Here is an 18,109-nt window from a genome sequence, read left to right on the forward strand (position 1 = left end):
TTATTTTGCTACGTTATAATTATTTTCTTTTAAATATTTGATGATTTCCTCGCAGGCATTTTTGCTGGTAAATCCGAATTTTTGATCTAAAACTGATGCTGGCGCTGAGTATCCAAAATGCTCCAAACCAAAAACTTTTCCGTTTCTTCCAGCAAGATTTTCCAGATTTACCGGAAGTCCCGCTGTAAGGCCAAATACCAATCCGTCATTCGGAATTACACTTTCTTGATATTGTTTTGATTGTGATCTGAAAAGCCCTTCAGAAATAATCGAAGCCACATTAATTTTTATGTTGATAGTTTGTTCCAATTCACCTGCAGCTTCAATAAGTGTCGCTACTTCAGAACCATTTGCGATTAAAGTAATATCCGGATTTGCTACTGATTTTACCAAATAACCTCCTTTTTGAGCTTGTAAAGCATCTTCAAATCTTGAATTTCCATTTGTTGGAAGATCTTTAATATCTTGTCTAGAAAGAATAAGTCCGGTTGGCGTTTTCTTGTTTTCAAGTGCCATTTGCCAAGCTACAGAAGTTTCAATTGCATCTGCAGGGCGCAGTGCAACAAAACTTTGATCACCGGAATGATTTTTGATTTTTTCCAATAATCGAATCTGAGCTTCTTGCTCGATTGGCTGATGCGTTGGTCCGTCTTCACCTACGCGGAAAGAATCATGCGTCCAAACATATTTTACCGGAAGTTCCTGAATTGCAGATAAACGAATTGCAGGTTTCATATAATCTGAAAAAACAAAAAACGTAGCCACAACTGGAATAACACCACCATGCAATGCGATTCCGTTTGCAATTGTAGCCATTGTCAACTCTGCAACTCCGGCTTGTAAAAAGCCTCCTTTGAAATTATCTTTTTGTAAAACTGATGATTTTTTCAAGAAACCATCTGTCTTGTCACTGTTTGATAAATCGGCAGAAGAAACGATCATATTCTCTACATTTTCAGCCAAATATCCTAAAACCGCTGCCGAAGCATCGCGTGTTGCTGCATTCGCTTTTTGAGCAATAGAGCCAAAATCTAAATTTGGTAAATCACCGTTAAAAAACTGTTTTACCTTTTTTGCCAGTTCCGGATTTTGATTTTCCCAAGCTGAGAATTTTGCTTTACTTTCCGCAGCTTTTGCTGTTTTGTCAGCCAAAACATTTTTGTAGAAATCAGCAACATCTTTGTAAACCGCAAAAGCATCTTCTGGATTTGCGCCTAAATTTAAAAGTGTTTTTTCAAAATTTGCTTTTGTGCCACTGATTGGTTTTCCATGCAATTCACATTGTCCTTCATACATTGCTCCATCAACCGTAACACAACCTTTGCCCATTATTGTTCTTCCAATAATCAACGTTGGTTTTTCTTTTTCAGCATTTGCAGCATCCAATGCTGAGCGTATTGCATCATGATTATGTCCGTCAATTGTAATGACTTTCCATCCCCATGATTCGTATTTCATTGCGGTATCTTCATTGGTAACCTCATCTGTCATCGAAGACAATTGCACATCATTTGAATCATAAAACATAATAAAATTGTTCAATCCCAAATGTCCAGCAATACGGCCTGCTCCTTGCGAAATTTCTTCCTGAACTCCTCCGTCAGTTATAAAACCATAAATTTTATGATCAAATAAATTATCAAATCTAGCGGATAAAAATTTAGCTGCAATTGCTGCTCCAACTCCCATTGCGTGTCCTTGCCCTAATGGCCCAGAAGTATTTTCGATTCCTCTTTTTACATCAATTTCTGGATGTCCTGGCGTAACCGAACCCCATTGTCTGAAATTCTCCAAATCGGTTTTTTCAAAATTTCCAAGTAAATGATATTGTGCATACATCAACGCTGAAAGGTGTCCCGCATCCATAAAAAATCGGTCTCTAAAAATCCAATGCATATCACTCGGATCATATTTTAAATATTCGGTATATAAAATATGCATGAAATCTGCACCGCCCATCGCTCCTCCGGGATGGCCTGATTTTGCTTTCTCCACCATTGAAATGGCTAAAGCTCTTATATTATCTGCTGCTAATTGATCTATTTTCTTGTTCATTTTTAATTTCTAAATTGAAAGGTATTGAGTTTGGTTATTTGTGGTTTTTAATTCGTTTTCATTGAATATCAGACAGAAATCTTTCCTACAGAATGAAACAAATAATAAGTGTAAAATTTACATTTACAAATGTATGTAAAATAATTCCACAAAAACAAAAAAATTGTTTCCTTATTTTTTTAATTAAAAAAATGATGATTTGTCAAGCAAAAAGAAATTTGACTGACAGATAGTTTACAAGAAGAAGAAAATACTGTTTTATATCAATTACAGCGAGTTACGCATAATCAAAGAGGACTTGTTTTCGATTTGTTCATTTTTTCCTTTTAAAACCATTTCGGCCAGGATTTTTCCCATCGTTTCAAAATGAGTTGAAATAGTCGTAATTCCGTTGGCAACAATCTTTTTCAAAGGTGTTTCGTTGTAGGATATAATTCCGAAATCGGTTCCTAATTTCAAGTTTTGATTGCGGGCACTTTCAATTAAATGTACCAATTCGCGATCCGTTGGCGTAATGTACAAATCGCCTTCGGTAATATTTCGATTTTTAAACTCACTGATAATTTCATATTCAAAATTATATTGTGAACAAAAAGCCTCAAAGCCTATTTTCATCCCCAACGGTTCTCTAAAACCTGGAAAAATTAAAATGAGTTTTTTGTATTTGTTGAGTCTTGCTTTGGCATTATACAAACCTTCAAAAATGTCTTTTTCGTGGTTTTGGTAAATCGCAGGATACGCTTTCAAATCAGGATTGGTTTGATCCAGTATGATAACTTCATTTACTGGTAGGGTTTTTATAAAAGTTGCCGTATCGAGCAAATTGGTAGGCATGATAATATATTTCGTGTAGTTGCCATTGCTGTCATTTATGAGTTTTTGGAAAACCTGAATATTGAAATGATGGAAGAAAATATCGACCTGAACATTTTTTCCGATATTCTTTAAAAACGAATTATAAATGTCTTCCTTGAAAATATTCAATTCATCAAAAAGTAGAAAAACCTTCTGTTTTATAGTAGTTTCAACGCTTTTTACATAGTAACCTTTGCCCGGAATGGCGTAAATAATGCCTCGTTTTTTCAATTCGTCATACGCCAATAAAACCGTATCGCGCGATAACGAAAAAGCCAAACAAACTTTATTTACCGATGGAAGACGATCGCCTTTCACTAATTTTTCTTCATCAATCGCTTTTTCAATTGAAAGAATTATCTGCTTATATTTTGGCAAGCCAATGTTATTCTGGATTGAAATGATATTCATAGAAATTCAAATTTTGGCGCAATATACAAAAAACTGGTAGGTACTGGTATGTAAACGTGTAAAATGTTTCTATTTTTGGATTTCACTTTTGTCAAAAATAACATGGAAATAAAACATATATCGCAAATTCAAGATTCATCTGCCTTTAAATCTTTTGGTTTAACCCTTGATAACGAAGAAATTCTCTCTTTTGAATTATCAAACAAAAACGGAATGAAAGTACAGTTGATCAATTATGGCGCAACGGTCACTTCATTGCAAATTCCTGTTGATGGAAAACTGGTAGATGTTGTTTTAGGTTTTGATACTTTAGAATCATATATCGCTTCGTACAATTTGCCAAGTGCGCCTTATTTTGGAACAACAGTAGGACGTTATGCAGGAAGAATCAATAAAGGTATTTTTTCTTTAAATGGAAAAACATTTGAATTGGCAGGAAATAATAATGGAAATGCTTTGCATGGCGGAAATGTTGGTTTCGGAAAAAAAGCATGGAATGTTTCTGATATCACTTTAGGCGAAAATCCGTCGATTACTTTTAGTCTTTTAAGCGAAAATTTAGACCAAAATTATCCGGGCGCTTTGCATGTTGATTTAAAATATACTTTGACAGAAGCAAACGAATTGCAATTAGAATACAAAGCGACAACAACTGAAGATACTGTTATCAACTTGACTCACCACAGTTATTTCAATTTGAATGGTCACGATTCGACTGTTTTGGACCAGGAAATGACTATTGTTTCGGATAAATTTTTAGAAACCAATTCAGAGAATATTCCAACTGGAAAATTTACTGAAGTTTCTGGTCATAATTTTGATTTTAGAACAGCAAAAAACTGTCCAGCATCAATTGACAATTCATTCGTAATTGAACCTTCAAATGATGTTGTGGCGACATTATACAGTCCGAAAACAAAATTGAAAATGAGCGTTTACACCGATCAGCCAAGCGTTCATATATATGTAGGCGGAAACTGCTTTAATACTTTAAAAGGAAAAGAGGACGCTGTTTACCACCCTGCAAGTGGTATTTGTTTTGAAACGCAGAATTTTCCAGATGCTCCAAATCAAGCGCATTTCCCGAATTCAGTTTTGAAAAAAGGAGAAGAATACCACCAAAAAACAGTTTACAAATTTGAAAATGTAAAATAAGATTTATGAAGAAGATCAAATTAATAGTAAGCCTTTTTGCTGTTGTTGTTTTTGCTTCGTGCACGACAACAAAAGACAAGGAAGCAAAATCTGAAGAAAAAGGTTTTGCAAAAGGAGCCGATGTTGGCTGGTTGCCACAAATGGAAGCTACAGGTTATAAATTCTATGATGCAGACGGAAAAGAAAAAGATTGTCTTCAATTATTGAAAGACAGAGGAATTAACACGATTCGTTTGCGCGTTTGGGTAAATCCTTCAAATGACAAAGCAAGCGGACACTGCAGTCCGGAAGAAACCGTTGTGATGGCAGTTCGCGCACAAAAAATGGGAATGCGCATTATGATTGATTTTCATTACAGCGATTCATGGGCAGATCCAGGAAAACAAAACAAACCTGCAGCTTGGGCAAAACATTCTTTTGCTGAACTTTTAAACGATGTTTACAATCATACTTACGATGTTTTGAGTTTATTGAAAAAAGCGGGCGTTACTCCAGAATGGGTTCAGGTTGGAAATGAAATTCCGGGTGGCATGCTTTGGCCGGAAGGAAGCACAGACAATTTTGGTCAATTGGCACAATTGCTTAACAAAGGTTATGATGCCACAAAAGCAATCGATTCAAAAATAAAAGTTGTGGTTCATCTTGACGAAGGAAACAAAAGCGAAAAATTCAGATGGTTCTTTGATAAAGCCACTGCAAACAATGTAAAATATGATGTAATTGGAATGTCGTATTACCCTTATTGGATCAAAACCGATTACAAAAGCACGATTTTAGATTTAGAAAACAATCTAAAAGACATGGCTTCGAGATACAATAAAGAAGTTATGGTTGTTGAAGTTGGAGGCGATTATACTTTAGTACAAAATACAAAAGAGCTTCTAGAGGCAACAATAAAAGCGGTTAAAAGTGTTCCAAATAACAAAGGCTTAGGCGTAATTTATTGGGAACCAGAAGGCGAAAAAAGCTGGAGCGGTTATCAATTAAATGCTTGGCTTTCGGATGGAAAACCTTCGCCGGCATTGGATGCTTTTAAAAATTAAATTTTACAAAATGAATATCTTTTCAAAAAACATATTTTTTCTTTTATCATTTATTCTGACTTTTTCTTTCGGAAAAATTCAGGCGCAATCACGCACAAAAGTGAATTTTGGTGCTGATTGGGAATTTAAAAGAGAAGAAACTCCTACTTCAGATTGGGAAAAAGTAACGATTCCGCATACGGCAAGATTGGAGAAATTGGTTGTTATTAAACAGTTTCAGGGAACTTCTTGGTATCAGAAAAAATTCAAAACAAACGCTTCAAAAGATCAAAAGACTTTCTTGTATTTTGAAGGCGTTATGCAAGAAGCTGATGTTTGGATCAACGACAAAAAAGTGCTGAATCACAAAGGCGGTTATTTGCCATTTACTGTTGATGCAACACCATATTTGAATGCAAATAACGAAAACACCATCAAAGTAAAAGTCAACAATGAAGACAATCCGAACTTCCTTCCGGGAAAACCTTTAAAGGATTTGGACTTTAATTATTATGGCGGCATTTACAGAAATGTCTATTTAATCACGACTTCAAAATTGCATATTACGGATGCTGTAAATGCTAATAAAACAGCAAGCGGCGGTATTTATGCAAATTTCAACAACATCTCTAAAACTGAAGCTTCAGGAACGGTTCAAGTGCATTTGAAGAATGAATTTGAAAGTGATAAAACGGCTTCTTTGAAGTTTATTTTAACGGATAATTCGGGTAAAAAATTAGAATTCAAATCAGATAATTTCACTGTAAAATCAAATGCTGATTATACGTTGACACAAAAAATTTCGGTTAAAAATCCAAAACTTTGGTCAATCCATAATCCGAATTTATACAAATTGGAAGTTCAGGTAATTGCTGAAAATAAAATCGTTGATGCCTATTCAGAGAAAATCGGAATCAGAAAATCAGAATTAAAAGCTGACGGTTATTATTTGAATGACGAAAAAATCTATATCACCGGAACAAACGAACATCAAGAATATCCTTATTTAGGTTATGCACTTTCAGACGAGGCACAATATCGCGATGCTGTAAAACTTAAAAATGCGGGTTTCGAATTCGTGAGAATGTCTCATTATCCGCATGCAGAAGCGTTTTTAAATGCCTGCGACGAATTGGGAATTTTAGTGATGAACAGCTTAACGGGCTGGCAGTTTTTTGGCGGAGAAGAATTTCAAAAAAATGCCTATCAAGACATTCGTGATATGGCGAGAAGAGATAGAAATCATGCAAGTATTGTTTTTTGGGAAGCTTCACTAAACGAAACGAACATGTCTCCAGAATTCATGAAAGAGGCGACAAAAGTTTTAAAAGAAGAATTGCCTTTTGATCATAATTACAGCGCAAGTTGGATTGACAATGAAAACTACGATTTGTTCATTCCGGCGCGTCAGCACGCAAAAGCACCCGATTATTGGACAAAATACAGCAAAGGAAACCGCAAAATATTTATTGCTGAATATGGCGATTGGGAATATTATGCTCAAAATGCTGGTTTCAACCAAACTGAATTTGCCAATTTAAAAGAAGAAGAAAGAACATCTCGCCAATTAAGAGGCGCTGGTGAAAAACGTTTATTACAACAAGCTTACAATTTTCAAGAAGCTTCAAACTCAAACCGAAAAGGTGCTAATACAATTGGAGAAGCAAACTGGCTGATGTTTGATTACAATCGCGGTTACAGTCCGGATATTGAAAGTTCTGGAATTAGTGATATTTTCAGAATTCCAAAATTTGCATACTATTTCTATCAAAGCCAGCGCGATGCAAATGTGGTTTTGGATAAAAAATTATTCTCTGGAGCAATGGTTAATATTGCCAATTTGTGGACTCCAGAATCTCCTTTGAATATTACGGTTTACAGTAATTGCGACGAAGTGGCTTTGTACTTAAATGATGTTTTGGTTTCAAAAGAAAAACCTACTATCAACAACAACAGCGACAAACTGGAACACGCGCCATTTATTTTTAAAGTTGCCGAATTTAAAGCCGGAACGTTGCGCGCAGAAGGATTTATCAACGGAAAAAAAGTGGCTTCAAACAGTGTAAAAACGCCAGAAACTGCTTCGAAAATTGAATTGAGTTATGATCTTTCTTCGGTAAAAATCAATCCTGATTTTCCAGATATGGTTTTTGTTTATGCCAAAATCACAGACAAAAACGGAACTGTAATTCCAAATGCAACAAATGAAGTTAAATTTATTTTGACCGAAGGAAATGCAGAAATCATTGGCCAAAATCCAGTTCAAGCCGAAGCCGGAATTGCAACCGTTATTCTAAAAACAAAAGACTTAAAAAAGAAAATTGTCCTAAAAGCAACATCAAATAAATTACAAGAAAATACTATTACAATTACTAAATAATGAATGAGATTTTAATACAAAACACGACAGCGTTTTTTGAGAAAACTTTCGGGTCTGCTCCTCAAAAAATTGTACTTTCTCCAGGAAGAATCAACATCATTGGAGAGCATATCGATTATAATGACGGTTACGTTTTGCCTGCCGCAATTGACAAAGTAATTTGTTTTGCTTTTGAGAAAAACAACACCAAAAAATCGAAAGTAATCGCAATTGATTTAAATGAAGAATTTGAAATCGATTTGACTGAAAAAGTCGAATTGAACGATGCCGTTTGGACAAATTATATTCGTGGCGTTATTAAACAACTTCAGGATAATGGTTTCGCTTTTGAAGGTTTCAACTGTGTTTTCAGCAGCAACATTCCGGTTGGTTCTGGATTGTCTTCTTCAGCAGCTTTAGAATGCGGAATGATTTTCGGAATTGCGTCACTTTTTGACTTAAAAATTGAAAAGAAAGATATAGCATTATTAGGACAAAAAGCAGAACACTGGGTTGGAATCAACTGCGGTATTATGGATCAGTTTTCAAGTGTTCACGGTCTTGATAACAAAGTGATCAAATTAGATTGCAACACATTGGAATTTGAATATCACAATGCCGATTTCAAAGATTATTCTTTGATTTTAATGGACAGCAACGTGAAGCATTCGCTTTTCACATCTGAATACAATACAAGAAGAATCGAGTGCGAACAAGGTCTTGCAATTATAAAAGAAAATTTCCCAGAAGTAAAAACTTTTAGAGACTGCAAAGAAGAACAGCTTTTGAGCATTCAAGATAAAATCGATCCAACCGTTTTTAAAAGAGTTCATTTTGTTGTAAAAGAAATCAACCGCGTAATCAAAGCTTGCGAGGCTTTGGACAAAGGAAACATAGAACTTTTAGGACAATTGCTTTTTGAAACGCACTACGGATTATCACAAGAATATGCTGTAAGTTGTGAAGAGCTTGATATGCTTGTAGATACTGCAAAAGCAGATGATGCAATAATTGGTTCTCGTTTAATGGGAGGTGGTTTTGGTGGATGCACCATAAATTTAATTAAAAAAGGACATGAAAATGAGGTAAAACGTAAATTTTCAAACCTTTATTTAGATACATTTGGAATTGAATTAAAATTCTATGATGTAAAAATCTCAAACGGAACACAACTACTTTAATACCGCAACAACATTACATGAAAAATTTTGACATTAACGAAGACCCACACAGACGTTTTAACCCTTTAATCAATGAGTGGGTTTTAGTTTCACCTCATCGCGCAAAACGTCCTTGGCAAGGACAAAATGAAACTATCGCTACTGAAGCATTGCCAAAATACGATCCAACTTGTTATTTATGCCCAGGAAATGTTCGTGCAAACGGAATGAGCAATCCGAAATATGAAAGCAGTTTTGTTTTTGAAAATGATTTTGCAGCGATGAAGCAAGACGAAATTATTTTTGAAGAAGATATCAAACACACTTTCTTCAAAGCAAAACCAGAACAAGGAATTTCAAGAGTAGTTTGTTTTTCACCAAGACACGATTTGACTTTGCCAGAAATGGAAATTGACGGAATCGAAAACATCATTAGAACTTGGCAAAAAGAATATACTGATTTAGGAAGCATTAAATATATCAATCACGTTCAAATTTTTGAAAATAAAGGAAGCGTGATGGGTTGCTCTAACCCGCATCCGCATGGACAAATTTGGGCACAGTCATCATTGCCAACGCAAGTTGAAAAAACGCAAAACAGCTTAAAGGCCTATTACGATAAAAACCAAAGAACGCTTCTTCAAGATTATTTGGAAGCCGAATTAAAATCAGGCGATCGTATTGTAATCGAGAACGATCATTTTGTGGCATTGGTTCCGTTTTGGGCAATCTGGCCTTACGAAACTATGATTTTAAGCAAAAGAGCTTTCGGAAAAATCACTGATTTTACTGCTGAAGAAACTACGGCTTTCGCCAAAATCTTAAAACAGCTTACAACAAAATACGACAATTTATTCAGTACTTCTTTCCCATATTCGTCAGGAATTCACCAAACTCCTACAGATGGTTTAAAACATCCTGAGTGGCATTTCCACATGCATTTTTATCCGCCATTGTTGCGATCAGCGACGGTTAAAAAATTCATGGTTGGTTATGAAATGATGGGAGAATCACAAAGAGATATCACTCCTGAGAAAAGTGCCGAGATTTTAAGACAGCAATCAGATGTGCATTATAAAAGTCTTTAAAATTGAGACAAAATCAAGTTGGTTTTAAAATTTAACATAATAAATCGATTATAAATGTAAAAAATACATTTGTAAATGGTGTAGATATGGAATTTTATTATACTTTTGGCTTTCGTTCTTATTTTCATAAAAAAATAACAGAATAAAAATGGATATCTTAGTTTTAACAAGATAAAACAACAAAATAAAAGGTTTCGGAAATTATAATTAAAAATGAATTCATAAAACCACTTTACAAACAATCACCTATACTAATTTTTTAAAATACTATTAACAATGAACCAGAACCTCGCTTTTGCCGATTATGCGGTTTTTATTATTTATTTCATCGTAGTTTCGGTCTACGGTTACACAGTTTACCGCAAGCGTAAACAAGACGAACAAGATGCTAAAGCTTACTTTTTGGCTGAAGGAAACTTAACTTGGTGGGCTATTGGAGCTTCATTAATTGCCTCAAATATTTCAGCAGAACAATTCATCGGGATGAGCGGTGAAGGTTTCTTTTTAGGAATCGCTGTTGCTGCCTACGAATGGCTTGCTGCTATTGCTTTGATTATCGTAGCAGTTTGGTTTATTCCTGTATATCTTAAAAATAAGATCTACACGATGCCTCAATTCTTAAAAACACGTTACAACGAATCTACTGCTTTGATTATGGCCGTTTTCTGGTTGTTTTTATATGTTTTTGTAAACTTGACTTCTATCCTTTATTTAGGAGCTGTTGCTATTAACGGTCTTGCTGGAGGTGAATATTTGCACGTAATCATGATTGGATTGGCTGTATTTGCTTTATTTATTTCTCTTGGAGGAATGAAAGTTGTAGCTTATACAGACGTTATTCAGGTTGCTGTTTTAATCATTGGAGGCTTAGTAACTTCATACATTGCTTTAACAACTGTTGGTCAATATTTTGGTGTTGGTGAAAATGCTATTGCAGGTTTCAAAGTTTTGATGAAAGAAGCTCCTGAGCACTTCAAAATGATCATTCCTAGACCAACTGCAACTTCATCTCAACTTGAAATTGATAAATATTTGACTTTCCCAGGATTGTTATCTTATGCTGCTGGTATTTGGATCATCAACTTAAACTATTGGGGATGTAACCAATACATCACACAAAGAGCATTAGGTGCTGATTTGCAAACAGCTCGTACAGGTATTTTGTTTGCTGGTATGCTTAAATTATTAATGCCACTTATCGTAATGTTGCCTGGTATTGCTGCTTATGTTTTATACCAAAACGGACACTTGCCTCAATTAGTTGGAGGAAAAGATGGCGCTTACTCTGCAATCTTGACATTCTTGCCAACTGGTCTTAAAGGACTTTCTGTAGCGGCCTTGACTGCTGCAATCGTAGCATCTTTGGCAGGTAAAGTAAACAGTATTTCAACGATCTATACTTTAGACGTTCATAAAAAATACATTCAAAAAGAAGCTGGTGAAAAACAACAAGTAAACATTGGTAGAATTGCCGTTTTTGCTGCAATGTTATTAGCTGTTTTATTTACATGGAATGACCTTCTTGGAATTGGAGGAGTTGGAGGATTTACATACATCCAAAAGTACACAGGATTCATTAGCCCTGGAGTATTCGCAATGTTCTTCCTTGGTATGTTCTGGAAAAGAACAACTGGAACTGCTGCAATTGTTGGGGTAATTTTAGGATTCTTATTGTCTGTATTATTCAACGAATATGCACCAATGTTATTCGGAAACGACACATTATTGTATACAGCATATGCTAACGGAAAAGGTGGTTTCGAAATTCCATTCCACATTTGTATGGGATTATCATTCTTCTTTACAATGTTAGCGATGATTGGAATCAGTTTTGCTGGGCCAAAAGTAAACCCTAAAGCATTCGAAATTGATTCTGAAATGTTCAAAGTAAAACCACAAACAACTGTTTTAATCGTAATTACATTATTGATTATTGTGGCTTTATACGTTAAATTCTGGTAGTATAATTTTTTACTATATTATTTTTTGAAGATTAAAAAGGCTGTCTGATGATTAGACAGCCTTTTTTTATATTTTTTTTTTGAATGTATAAATTAAAATTTTACAGCATAAATGATCGTGTTTCAAATTAAGTTTATCAAAATATGATTAAGTTTTTTAAATTAATACCACTCTTTTTTTTAGCCTATTTGCTTCAGGAAATGATTATGGTTGATTATTGGGAAAAGCCCTATCTGGTAAGATTAATACTTGGAATTCCTTTGTTAGTTCTGTTAGTAGATTTAGTGCGATTAATGGAACTGACAATTATGTTTATTTTCTCTAAAAAAAATCTATCGGTAGTTTCATTAAAAATCAAAAAGATAAATTCATCTCTAAATATTTTAAACTTATGCATAACTTTTATGGCGGTTCAAATGCAAGAAAAAATAATTACCGCTAGAAAAATAAGTTTGACTAATCAATTAGTACCAATAGTAAAAGTTAGCGTTTTTAAATCATTACTTAATGAAAGATATTATGTCGCAGATTATATGCTTTTCGGCTTATTACTGTTTAAAATAGTACTGCTTAATCTCATAATATTTCTATTGAAGATTTGTTTTTGAATTACGTAAAAAGCAAAATCACAACATTGAAAACTGTATTAAAAGACATAAAAAAAGCTCTGAATTATTCAGAGCTTTGTTGTTTTTGCATATTTAGTAAATAAGCCATATTTGCAATTACGTGATCGTGTTTCTTGACAAACGGATTTTCTTCATTCCAAACATAACCCGCCAGAACAGAACAAATTTTCTCTTTCACATCTGGATTTTCAGGCTGATGGAAAAACAACGTTTGCAGATTTCCGGTATACCATTCTTGAACATAAGTCGTGAAGACAGCAATTCCACGTTTCATGTATTGGGTAAATTCTACTTCCCAATCAACAGGAATTCCTTGTGCCTCTTTCAAATATAATTTCGCCGCCAACATTCCAGATTCAGTTGCAAAAGCCACTCCTGATGAAAATACTGGATCCAAAAATTCTGAACTATTTCCAGTCAACGCAAAACCATCGCCATACATTCTTTTTACGGCTCTTGAATAATTTTCTAATTTAACTGGCTCAAACAAAAATTCGGTTCCTTTAAATCTTTTGATATAATAATCTGATTTCTGAATCGCATTTCGCAAAGCCTCAGCATTATCTTTATTTTCTGAAAGTGAATTGATAAAATCTGTTGGCCCGACAACACCTAAACTTGTATTTCCATTAGAAAACGGAATTACCCAAAGCCAAACTTCGGTTTCTAAAATATCAAATGAAATTTGCGTTCCCTCCTCGCCTTCTTCTCTATTTATATCTTTAACATGCGTAAAAATCGAAGAATGCGGATCTAGTTTTGAAGGCGTGTCCAAATCTAAAAGTCTAGGCAACACACGTCCGTATCCGCTAGAATCTACAATAAATTTAGCGTGGATTTCTTTTAAATTTCCGTCTTTATCTTTTACGATTGTTTTTGAATTTTTTCCTTCAAAAGAAACTTCAAGAACTTCGGTTTCAAATTCCAAATCAATTCCTTTTCGAACGACTTCCTGCGCCATTGTGTTGTCAAAATCAGCTCGAGGCACTTGCCAAGTCCAATCCCAGCCTTCTCCAAATTTTATACTAAAATCAAAATTGCAAATTTCTGCACCTCTAATAAAACGAGCTCCTAATTTTTTTTCAAAGTTCATTGCATTCAGTGCATCAAAAAGCTCTGCTTCTGCAAAATGATCCATCACTCGCGGAATAAGGCTCTCGCCTACAACAAGTCTTGGGAACTTTGCTTTTTCAACAACTTTGACCTTGACATTATTTTTATGAAGATACGATGCTGAAACGCATCCTGAAGGTCCTGCACCAATCACTAAAACATCAACAAACTCCTTTGTCATAATAAAAATGTTATGAATTATTAACTTACATTTGCCATCATCAAAATAACTACATTTATTTTGATAAATAAAATTAAATTAGCACAATCAAATACGGTTTAATGAACACAATTAATGAATATTTAAGTTTAGCAGAATTCGAGTCAATCATTTTTGGAAATAACAAAGTTGCAATCAGTGATGTAGTTTTAAATCGAGTAAATGAAAGCTTTAATTTCTTGAAAGAATTTTCAGGAAACAAAATTATATATGGCGTAAATACTGGTTTTGGACCAATGGCTCAATACAGAATTAAGGAGTCAGACCAAATTCAGTTGCAATACAATTTAATCCGAAGCCACTCTTCTGGAACAGGAAAACCATTAAGTCCGGTTTGTGCAAAAGCAGCAATCTTGGCACGTTTGAACACACTTTCTTTAGGAAATTCTGGAGTTCATCCATCGGTAATTCATTTAATGGCCGAATTAATCAACAGAGATATTACACCTCTAATTTTTGAACACGGTGGTGTTGGCGCGAGCGGCGACTTGGTACAGCTATCACATTTGGCTTTAGTTTTAATTGGCGAAGGCGAAGTTTTTTATAAAGGCGGAAGAAGACCAACCCGCGATGTTTTTGATATTGAAGGTTTGAAACCAATTAAAGTCGAAATCAGAGAAGGTTTGGCTTTAATCAACGGAACTTCAGTAATGACAGGAATTGGCGTTGTAAATGTTCATCATGCTAAAAAATTATTAAACTGGTCATTAAAATCTTCTTGTGCGATAAACGAATTAGTTCAGGCGTACGACGATCATTTTTCTGCAGAATTAAACCAAACTAAACGCCATAAAGGACAACAAGAGATTGCGGAAAGAATGAGACAAAATCTTTCTGACAGTACTTTGATCCGCAAACGTGAAGACCATTTATATTCAGGAGAAAATACGGAAGAAATTTTCAAAGAAAAAGTACAAGAATATTATTCATTAAGATGTGTGCCTCAAATTTTGGGTCCGGTTTTAGAAACAATCAATAATGTTGCTTCTATTCTGGAAGACGAATTTAATTCGGCAAACGATAACCCAATTATAGACGTAAAAAACCAACATGTTTATCACGGCGGAAATTTCCACGGAGATTATATTTCTCTTGAAATGGACAAACTGAAAATCGTTATTACCAAATTAACGATGTTGGCAGAACGTCAATTGAATTATTTATTAAATTCAAAAATCAACGAAATTCTTCCTCCATTTGTGAATTTAGGAACATTAGGATTTAATTTCGGGATGCAAGGTGTTCAATTTACAGCAACCTCAACAACTGCCGAAAGCCAAATGCTTTCAAACCCAATGTATGTTCACAGTATTCCAAACAACAATGACAATCAAGACATTGTGAGCATGGGAACAAACGCAGCAGTAATTACCTCAAAAGTAATCGAAAATGCTTTTGAAGTTTTAGCTATTGAAATGATTACCATCGTTCAGGCAATTGATTATTTAGGTCAAAAAGATAAAATTTCATCGGTTACTAAAAAATGGTACGATGATGTTCGTCATATTATACCAGAATTTAAGGAAGATCAAGTAATGTATCCTTTTGTTCAAAAAGTAAAAGATTATCTGATCAACAGCTAAATCTTTTTTTCGCATATTAATTATTGAATCTTAAAATCATGAAAAAACCTCTTATTTTTTTGTTGCTAGTTTTCATTCAATTTGTTAATAGTCAAGAACTGGCATTAGTTAAAAAAAATTCAAAAATCGGATTCCTATCTAAAGACGGATCTTTTAAAATCGAACCTCAATTCAAATCTGCCCGAAGTTTTTCTGAAGGATTAGCCGCAGTAGAAAAGGACGGAAAATGGGGTTTTATTGATGCAAAAGGCACTTGGGTAATTCCAGCCGATTTTAAAGATGCCAAAGATTTTAACAGCGGAATAGCAATTGTACAAAAAGATAAGGATTGGGTTTACATCAATACAAAAGGAGAAATCCAGAAAGCTCCGGCTTCGGAAAAATTATTTGAATTCAACGATGGCGTTGCTTTTATCAGACAAAACAATAAAGTGGGTTTGATCAACAATAAAATGGCTATTGTTTTAGAGCCAAAATACGATCAAATCAAATCTTTTGAAAATGGTTTTGCGAGAGTGGAACTAAACAAAAACTGGGGAATTATTAATACCGAAGGAAAAGAATTAGTTGAACCGGTTTATGCTGAAATTGGAAATTATTTCAAAAACACAACTTGGGCCAGAAAAGACAAAACTTTTGGTTTAGTAAGCGCAGGAAAATTTATTCCTGTTGATGGTGCTGAAAAAATCTGGGATTTCGAAACCCAGGATTTGACATTTGCCAAAAAGAACGGAAAAATTGGTTATATTGACTTAAAAGGGAATTGGGCAATTCTTCCTATATATGATAAAGGAAAAGCTTTTTCTAAAAATTTAGCTCCAGTTTTGGTTGGGAAAAAATGGGGATTCATTAATCCGGAAGGAAAATTTGTTATTGAACCAACATATAATGATGCCGAAGTTTTCAGTACAAACGGACTGGCTCCGGTAAAAGAAAGTAATTGGGGATTTATAAACGAATCTGGAAAATTGGTAATCCCGACCCAATACGGAATCACAACAAACGCCATTATCGCCATGTTTACGCAACAAGACAAAGGATTTATTGACGGAGTTGCGAGAGTAAAAAACGAAGGAAAATGGGGTTTCTTAAAACCAGACGGAACTGTTTTAAGCAACCAATGGTATGAAAATGCCGAACTATTTTCGAAATCAGAAAAAAAGCAAGTAGCCGAAGCTCCTGCTGAAAAACCAAAACAGGAAGCAAAACAAGAAGCGAAGCCTGCTGCAAAATCGGCAAAAAAGCCAGTTGCAAAGAAAAAATAATATTTAGCCCCAAATAAAAATAAAATCTTACGTAATGAAATGTGTATTAGTAACAGGCGGTTCTAGAGGAATTGGAAGTGCAATTTGCAAAAAATTAGCCGTGGAATCTGATTATCATATTCTGATCAATTATCATTCAAACCAAACCGCTGCCGAAGAAACACTTCAGGAAATACAAAAATTAGGTGCAACTGGAGAAATCTTAGGTTTTGACGTTTCTAATTTTGAACAAGTACAAGAAGTTTTAACCAAATGGCAGGAAGCAAATCCTGAAACACTAGTTGAAGCTATTGTAAACAATGCCGGAATTACAAAAGATGGCCTTTTTATGTGGATGACGCCGCAAGATTGGAATGGCGTTGTGAACACCAGTTTAAACGGATTTTTTAATGTAACGCAATTTTTTATCCAAAAAATGCTGCGCAATAAATATGGCCGAATCGTAAATATGGTTTCGGTTTCTGGAGTTAAAGGAACAGCCGGACAAACCAATTATTCTGCAGCAAAAGGCGCTATTGTTGCGGCAACAAAAGCTTTGGCTCAAGAAGTAGCAAAACGTAACATTACAGTAAATGCCGTTGCGCCAGGTTTTATTAGAACCGACATGACGAGCGAACTGGATGAAAAAGAATTATTAAAACTGATTCCTGTAAATCGTTTTGGCGAAGCTGAGGAAGTTGCCGATTTGGTAAGCTTTTTGATTTCTAGAAAATCAAGTTATATTACTGGCGAAATTATTAACATTAATGGCGGAATATATTCTTAGTCTTTTTAATTCCCAAAACAACCTTTAAAAAGATGAAGAAAGTTAAATATGTAATAATCATTTTTTTTTCAATCTTACTTTTGCTATTCATTTTTGCAAGATTAACTAAAGCCGAAACAACAATGATTGGAGGCGAGGAAATTTCTCTCGAAAATCCATGGAGAAAGACAACAGAAGATGAAAATTATAAATTCGATCATTTAACTGATGAATGTGACGAATTATATATAAAAGATGTTGGCAATGGTGAATTTATTTTAGCTTGCTTGAAGAAAAATAAAAGTTGGGACTTTTATTGGGCAATGCCAAAAATGAATGAATTGCTACCTTTGGCTGATGAAATAAAAGAGGATATTACTCCTCCTAAATGAAAATATGCTTGGAAAAGCGGCAGATTTATTATTTCTTCACCAAAATTAGCATTAAAAAAATTACACTTTAAGGATAAAAAATTACTTTGAAAGAC

General features: G+C 34.4%; 14 protein-coding genes. 11 read left to right on the forward strand and 3 right to left on the reverse strand.

All coding sequences use genetic code 11. From position 1 onward, the window contains the following. Entirely contained in the window at positions 1-2,055 is a 2,055-nt protein-coding gene (locus AAYQ19_RS11665; RefSeq protein WP_343536454.1) for a transketolase family protein, read from the reverse strand. 267 nt (positions 2,056-2,322) lie between these two features. Further along, a complete protein-coding gene (locus AAYQ19_RS11670) occupies positions 2,323-3,321 on the reverse strand; it encodes a GntR family transcriptional regulator (protein ID WP_343536456.1) in 999 nt (332 codons plus the stop codon). A 102-nt stretch (positions 3,322-3,423) separates the two neighbouring features. On the opposite strand from AAYQ19_RS11670, the gene AAYQ19_RS11675 reads away from it, so the two are divergent. The 7 genes from AAYQ19_RS11675 (at position 3,424) to AAYQ19_RS11705 (ending at position 12,675) form a co-directional block, all read left to right on the forward strand. Then, positions 3,424-4,476 (forward strand): aldose epimerase family protein, encoded by a 1,053-nt coding sequence (locus tag AAYQ19_RS11675; RefSeq protein WP_343536457.1) that lies wholly within the window; start codon positions 3,424-3,426, stop codon positions 4,474-4,476. Between the two features lie 5 nt (positions 4,477-4,481). Continuing rightward, positions 4,482-5,519, forward strand: a complete 1,038-nt coding sequence (locus tag AAYQ19_RS11680) for a glycoside hydrolase family 53 protein (protein WP_343536458.1) — start codon at positions 4,482-4,484, stop codon at positions 5,517-5,519. Between the two features lie 10 nt (positions 5,520-5,529). Next, the gene (locus tag AAYQ19_RS11685) at positions 5,530-7,878 is read left to right on the forward strand and encodes a glycoside hydrolase family 2 protein (protein ID WP_343536459.1); all 2,349 of its coding nucleotides are present in this window, start codon (positions 5,530-5,532) and stop codon (positions 7,876-7,878) included. Continuing rightward, positions 7,878-9,038 carry a galactokinase gene (galK, locus tag AAYQ19_RS11690; protein WP_343536460.1) on the forward strand — a complete coding sequence of 387 codons (1,161 nt, stop codon included), beginning with the start codon at positions 7,878-7,880 and terminating at the stop codon, positions 9,036-9,038. Before AAYQ19_RS11685 ends, galK begins: the two co-directional genes overlap by 1 nt. Positions 9,039-9,055: 17 nt before the next feature. Beyond that, the gene (locus tag AAYQ19_RS11695; protein WP_343536461.1) at positions 9,056-10,105 is read left to right on the forward strand and encodes a UDP-glucose--hexose-1-phosphate uridylyltransferase; all 1,050 of its coding nucleotides are present in this window, start codon (positions 9,056-9,058) and stop codon (positions 10,103-10,105) included. A 276-nt stretch (positions 10,106-10,381) separates the two neighbouring features. Then, positions 10,382-12,067 carry a sodium/sugar symporter gene (locus AAYQ19_RS11700; RefSeq protein WP_343536463.1) on the forward strand — a complete coding sequence of 562 codons (1,686 nt, stop codon included), beginning with the start codon at positions 10,382-10,384 and terminating at the stop codon, positions 12,065-12,067. Between the two features lie 143 nt (positions 12,068-12,210). Next, positions 12,211-12,675: a hypothetical protein gene (locus tag AAYQ19_RS11705; RefSeq protein WP_343536464.1), complete on the forward strand. Its 465-nt coding sequence runs from the start codon at positions 12,211-12,213 to the stop codon at positions 12,673-12,675. A gap of 64 nt (positions 12,676-12,739) precedes the next feature. On the opposite strand, the gene AAYQ19_RS11710 is transcribed toward AAYQ19_RS11705, so the two are convergent. Continuing rightward, entirely contained in the window at positions 12,740-13,990 is a 1,251-nt protein-coding gene (locus AAYQ19_RS11710) for an NAD(P)/FAD-dependent oxidoreductase (RefSeq protein ID WP_343536465.1), read from the reverse strand. Positions 13,991-14,091: 101 nt separating this feature from the next. Here AAYQ19_RS11710 and flxA point away from each other — a divergent pair, with 101 nt between their 5' ends. From flxA to AAYQ19_RS11730, 4 genes are read left to right on the forward strand one after another with little or no spacing between them, the layout of a single operon-like run. Continuing rightward, a complete protein-coding gene (flxA, locus tag AAYQ19_RS11715) occupies positions 14,092-15,612 on the forward strand; it encodes a flexirubin biosynthesis tyrosine ammonia-lyase FlxA (protein WP_343536466.1) in 1,521 nt (506 codons plus the stop codon). Between the two features lie 38 nt (positions 15,613-15,650). Then, a complete protein-coding gene (locus AAYQ19_RS11720) occupies positions 15,651-16,877 on the forward strand; it encodes a WG repeat-containing protein (protein ID WP_343536468.1) in 1,227 nt (408 codons plus the stop codon). 34 nt (positions 16,878-16,911) lie between these two features. Continuing rightward, a complete protein-coding gene (gene flxB / locus AAYQ19_RS11725; RefSeq protein WP_343536469.1) occupies positions 16,912-17,643 on the forward strand; it encodes a flexirubin biosynthesis SDR family reductase FlxB in 732 nt (243 codons plus the stop codon). Positions 17,644-17,675: 32 nt separating this feature from the next. Next, positions 17,676-18,014, forward strand: coding sequence for a hypothetical protein (locus AAYQ19_RS11730; protein WP_343536470.1), 339 nt, complete (start codon positions 17,676-17,678; stop codon positions 18,012-18,014). The last annotated feature ends 95 nt before the right edge of the window (positions 18,015-18,109 follow it).

Origin of the sequence: Flavobacterium mesophilum (assembly GCF_039581405.1) — a bacterium.
GTDB lineage: Bacteria > Bacteroidota > Bacteroidia > Flavobacteriales > Flavobacteriaceae > Flavobacterium.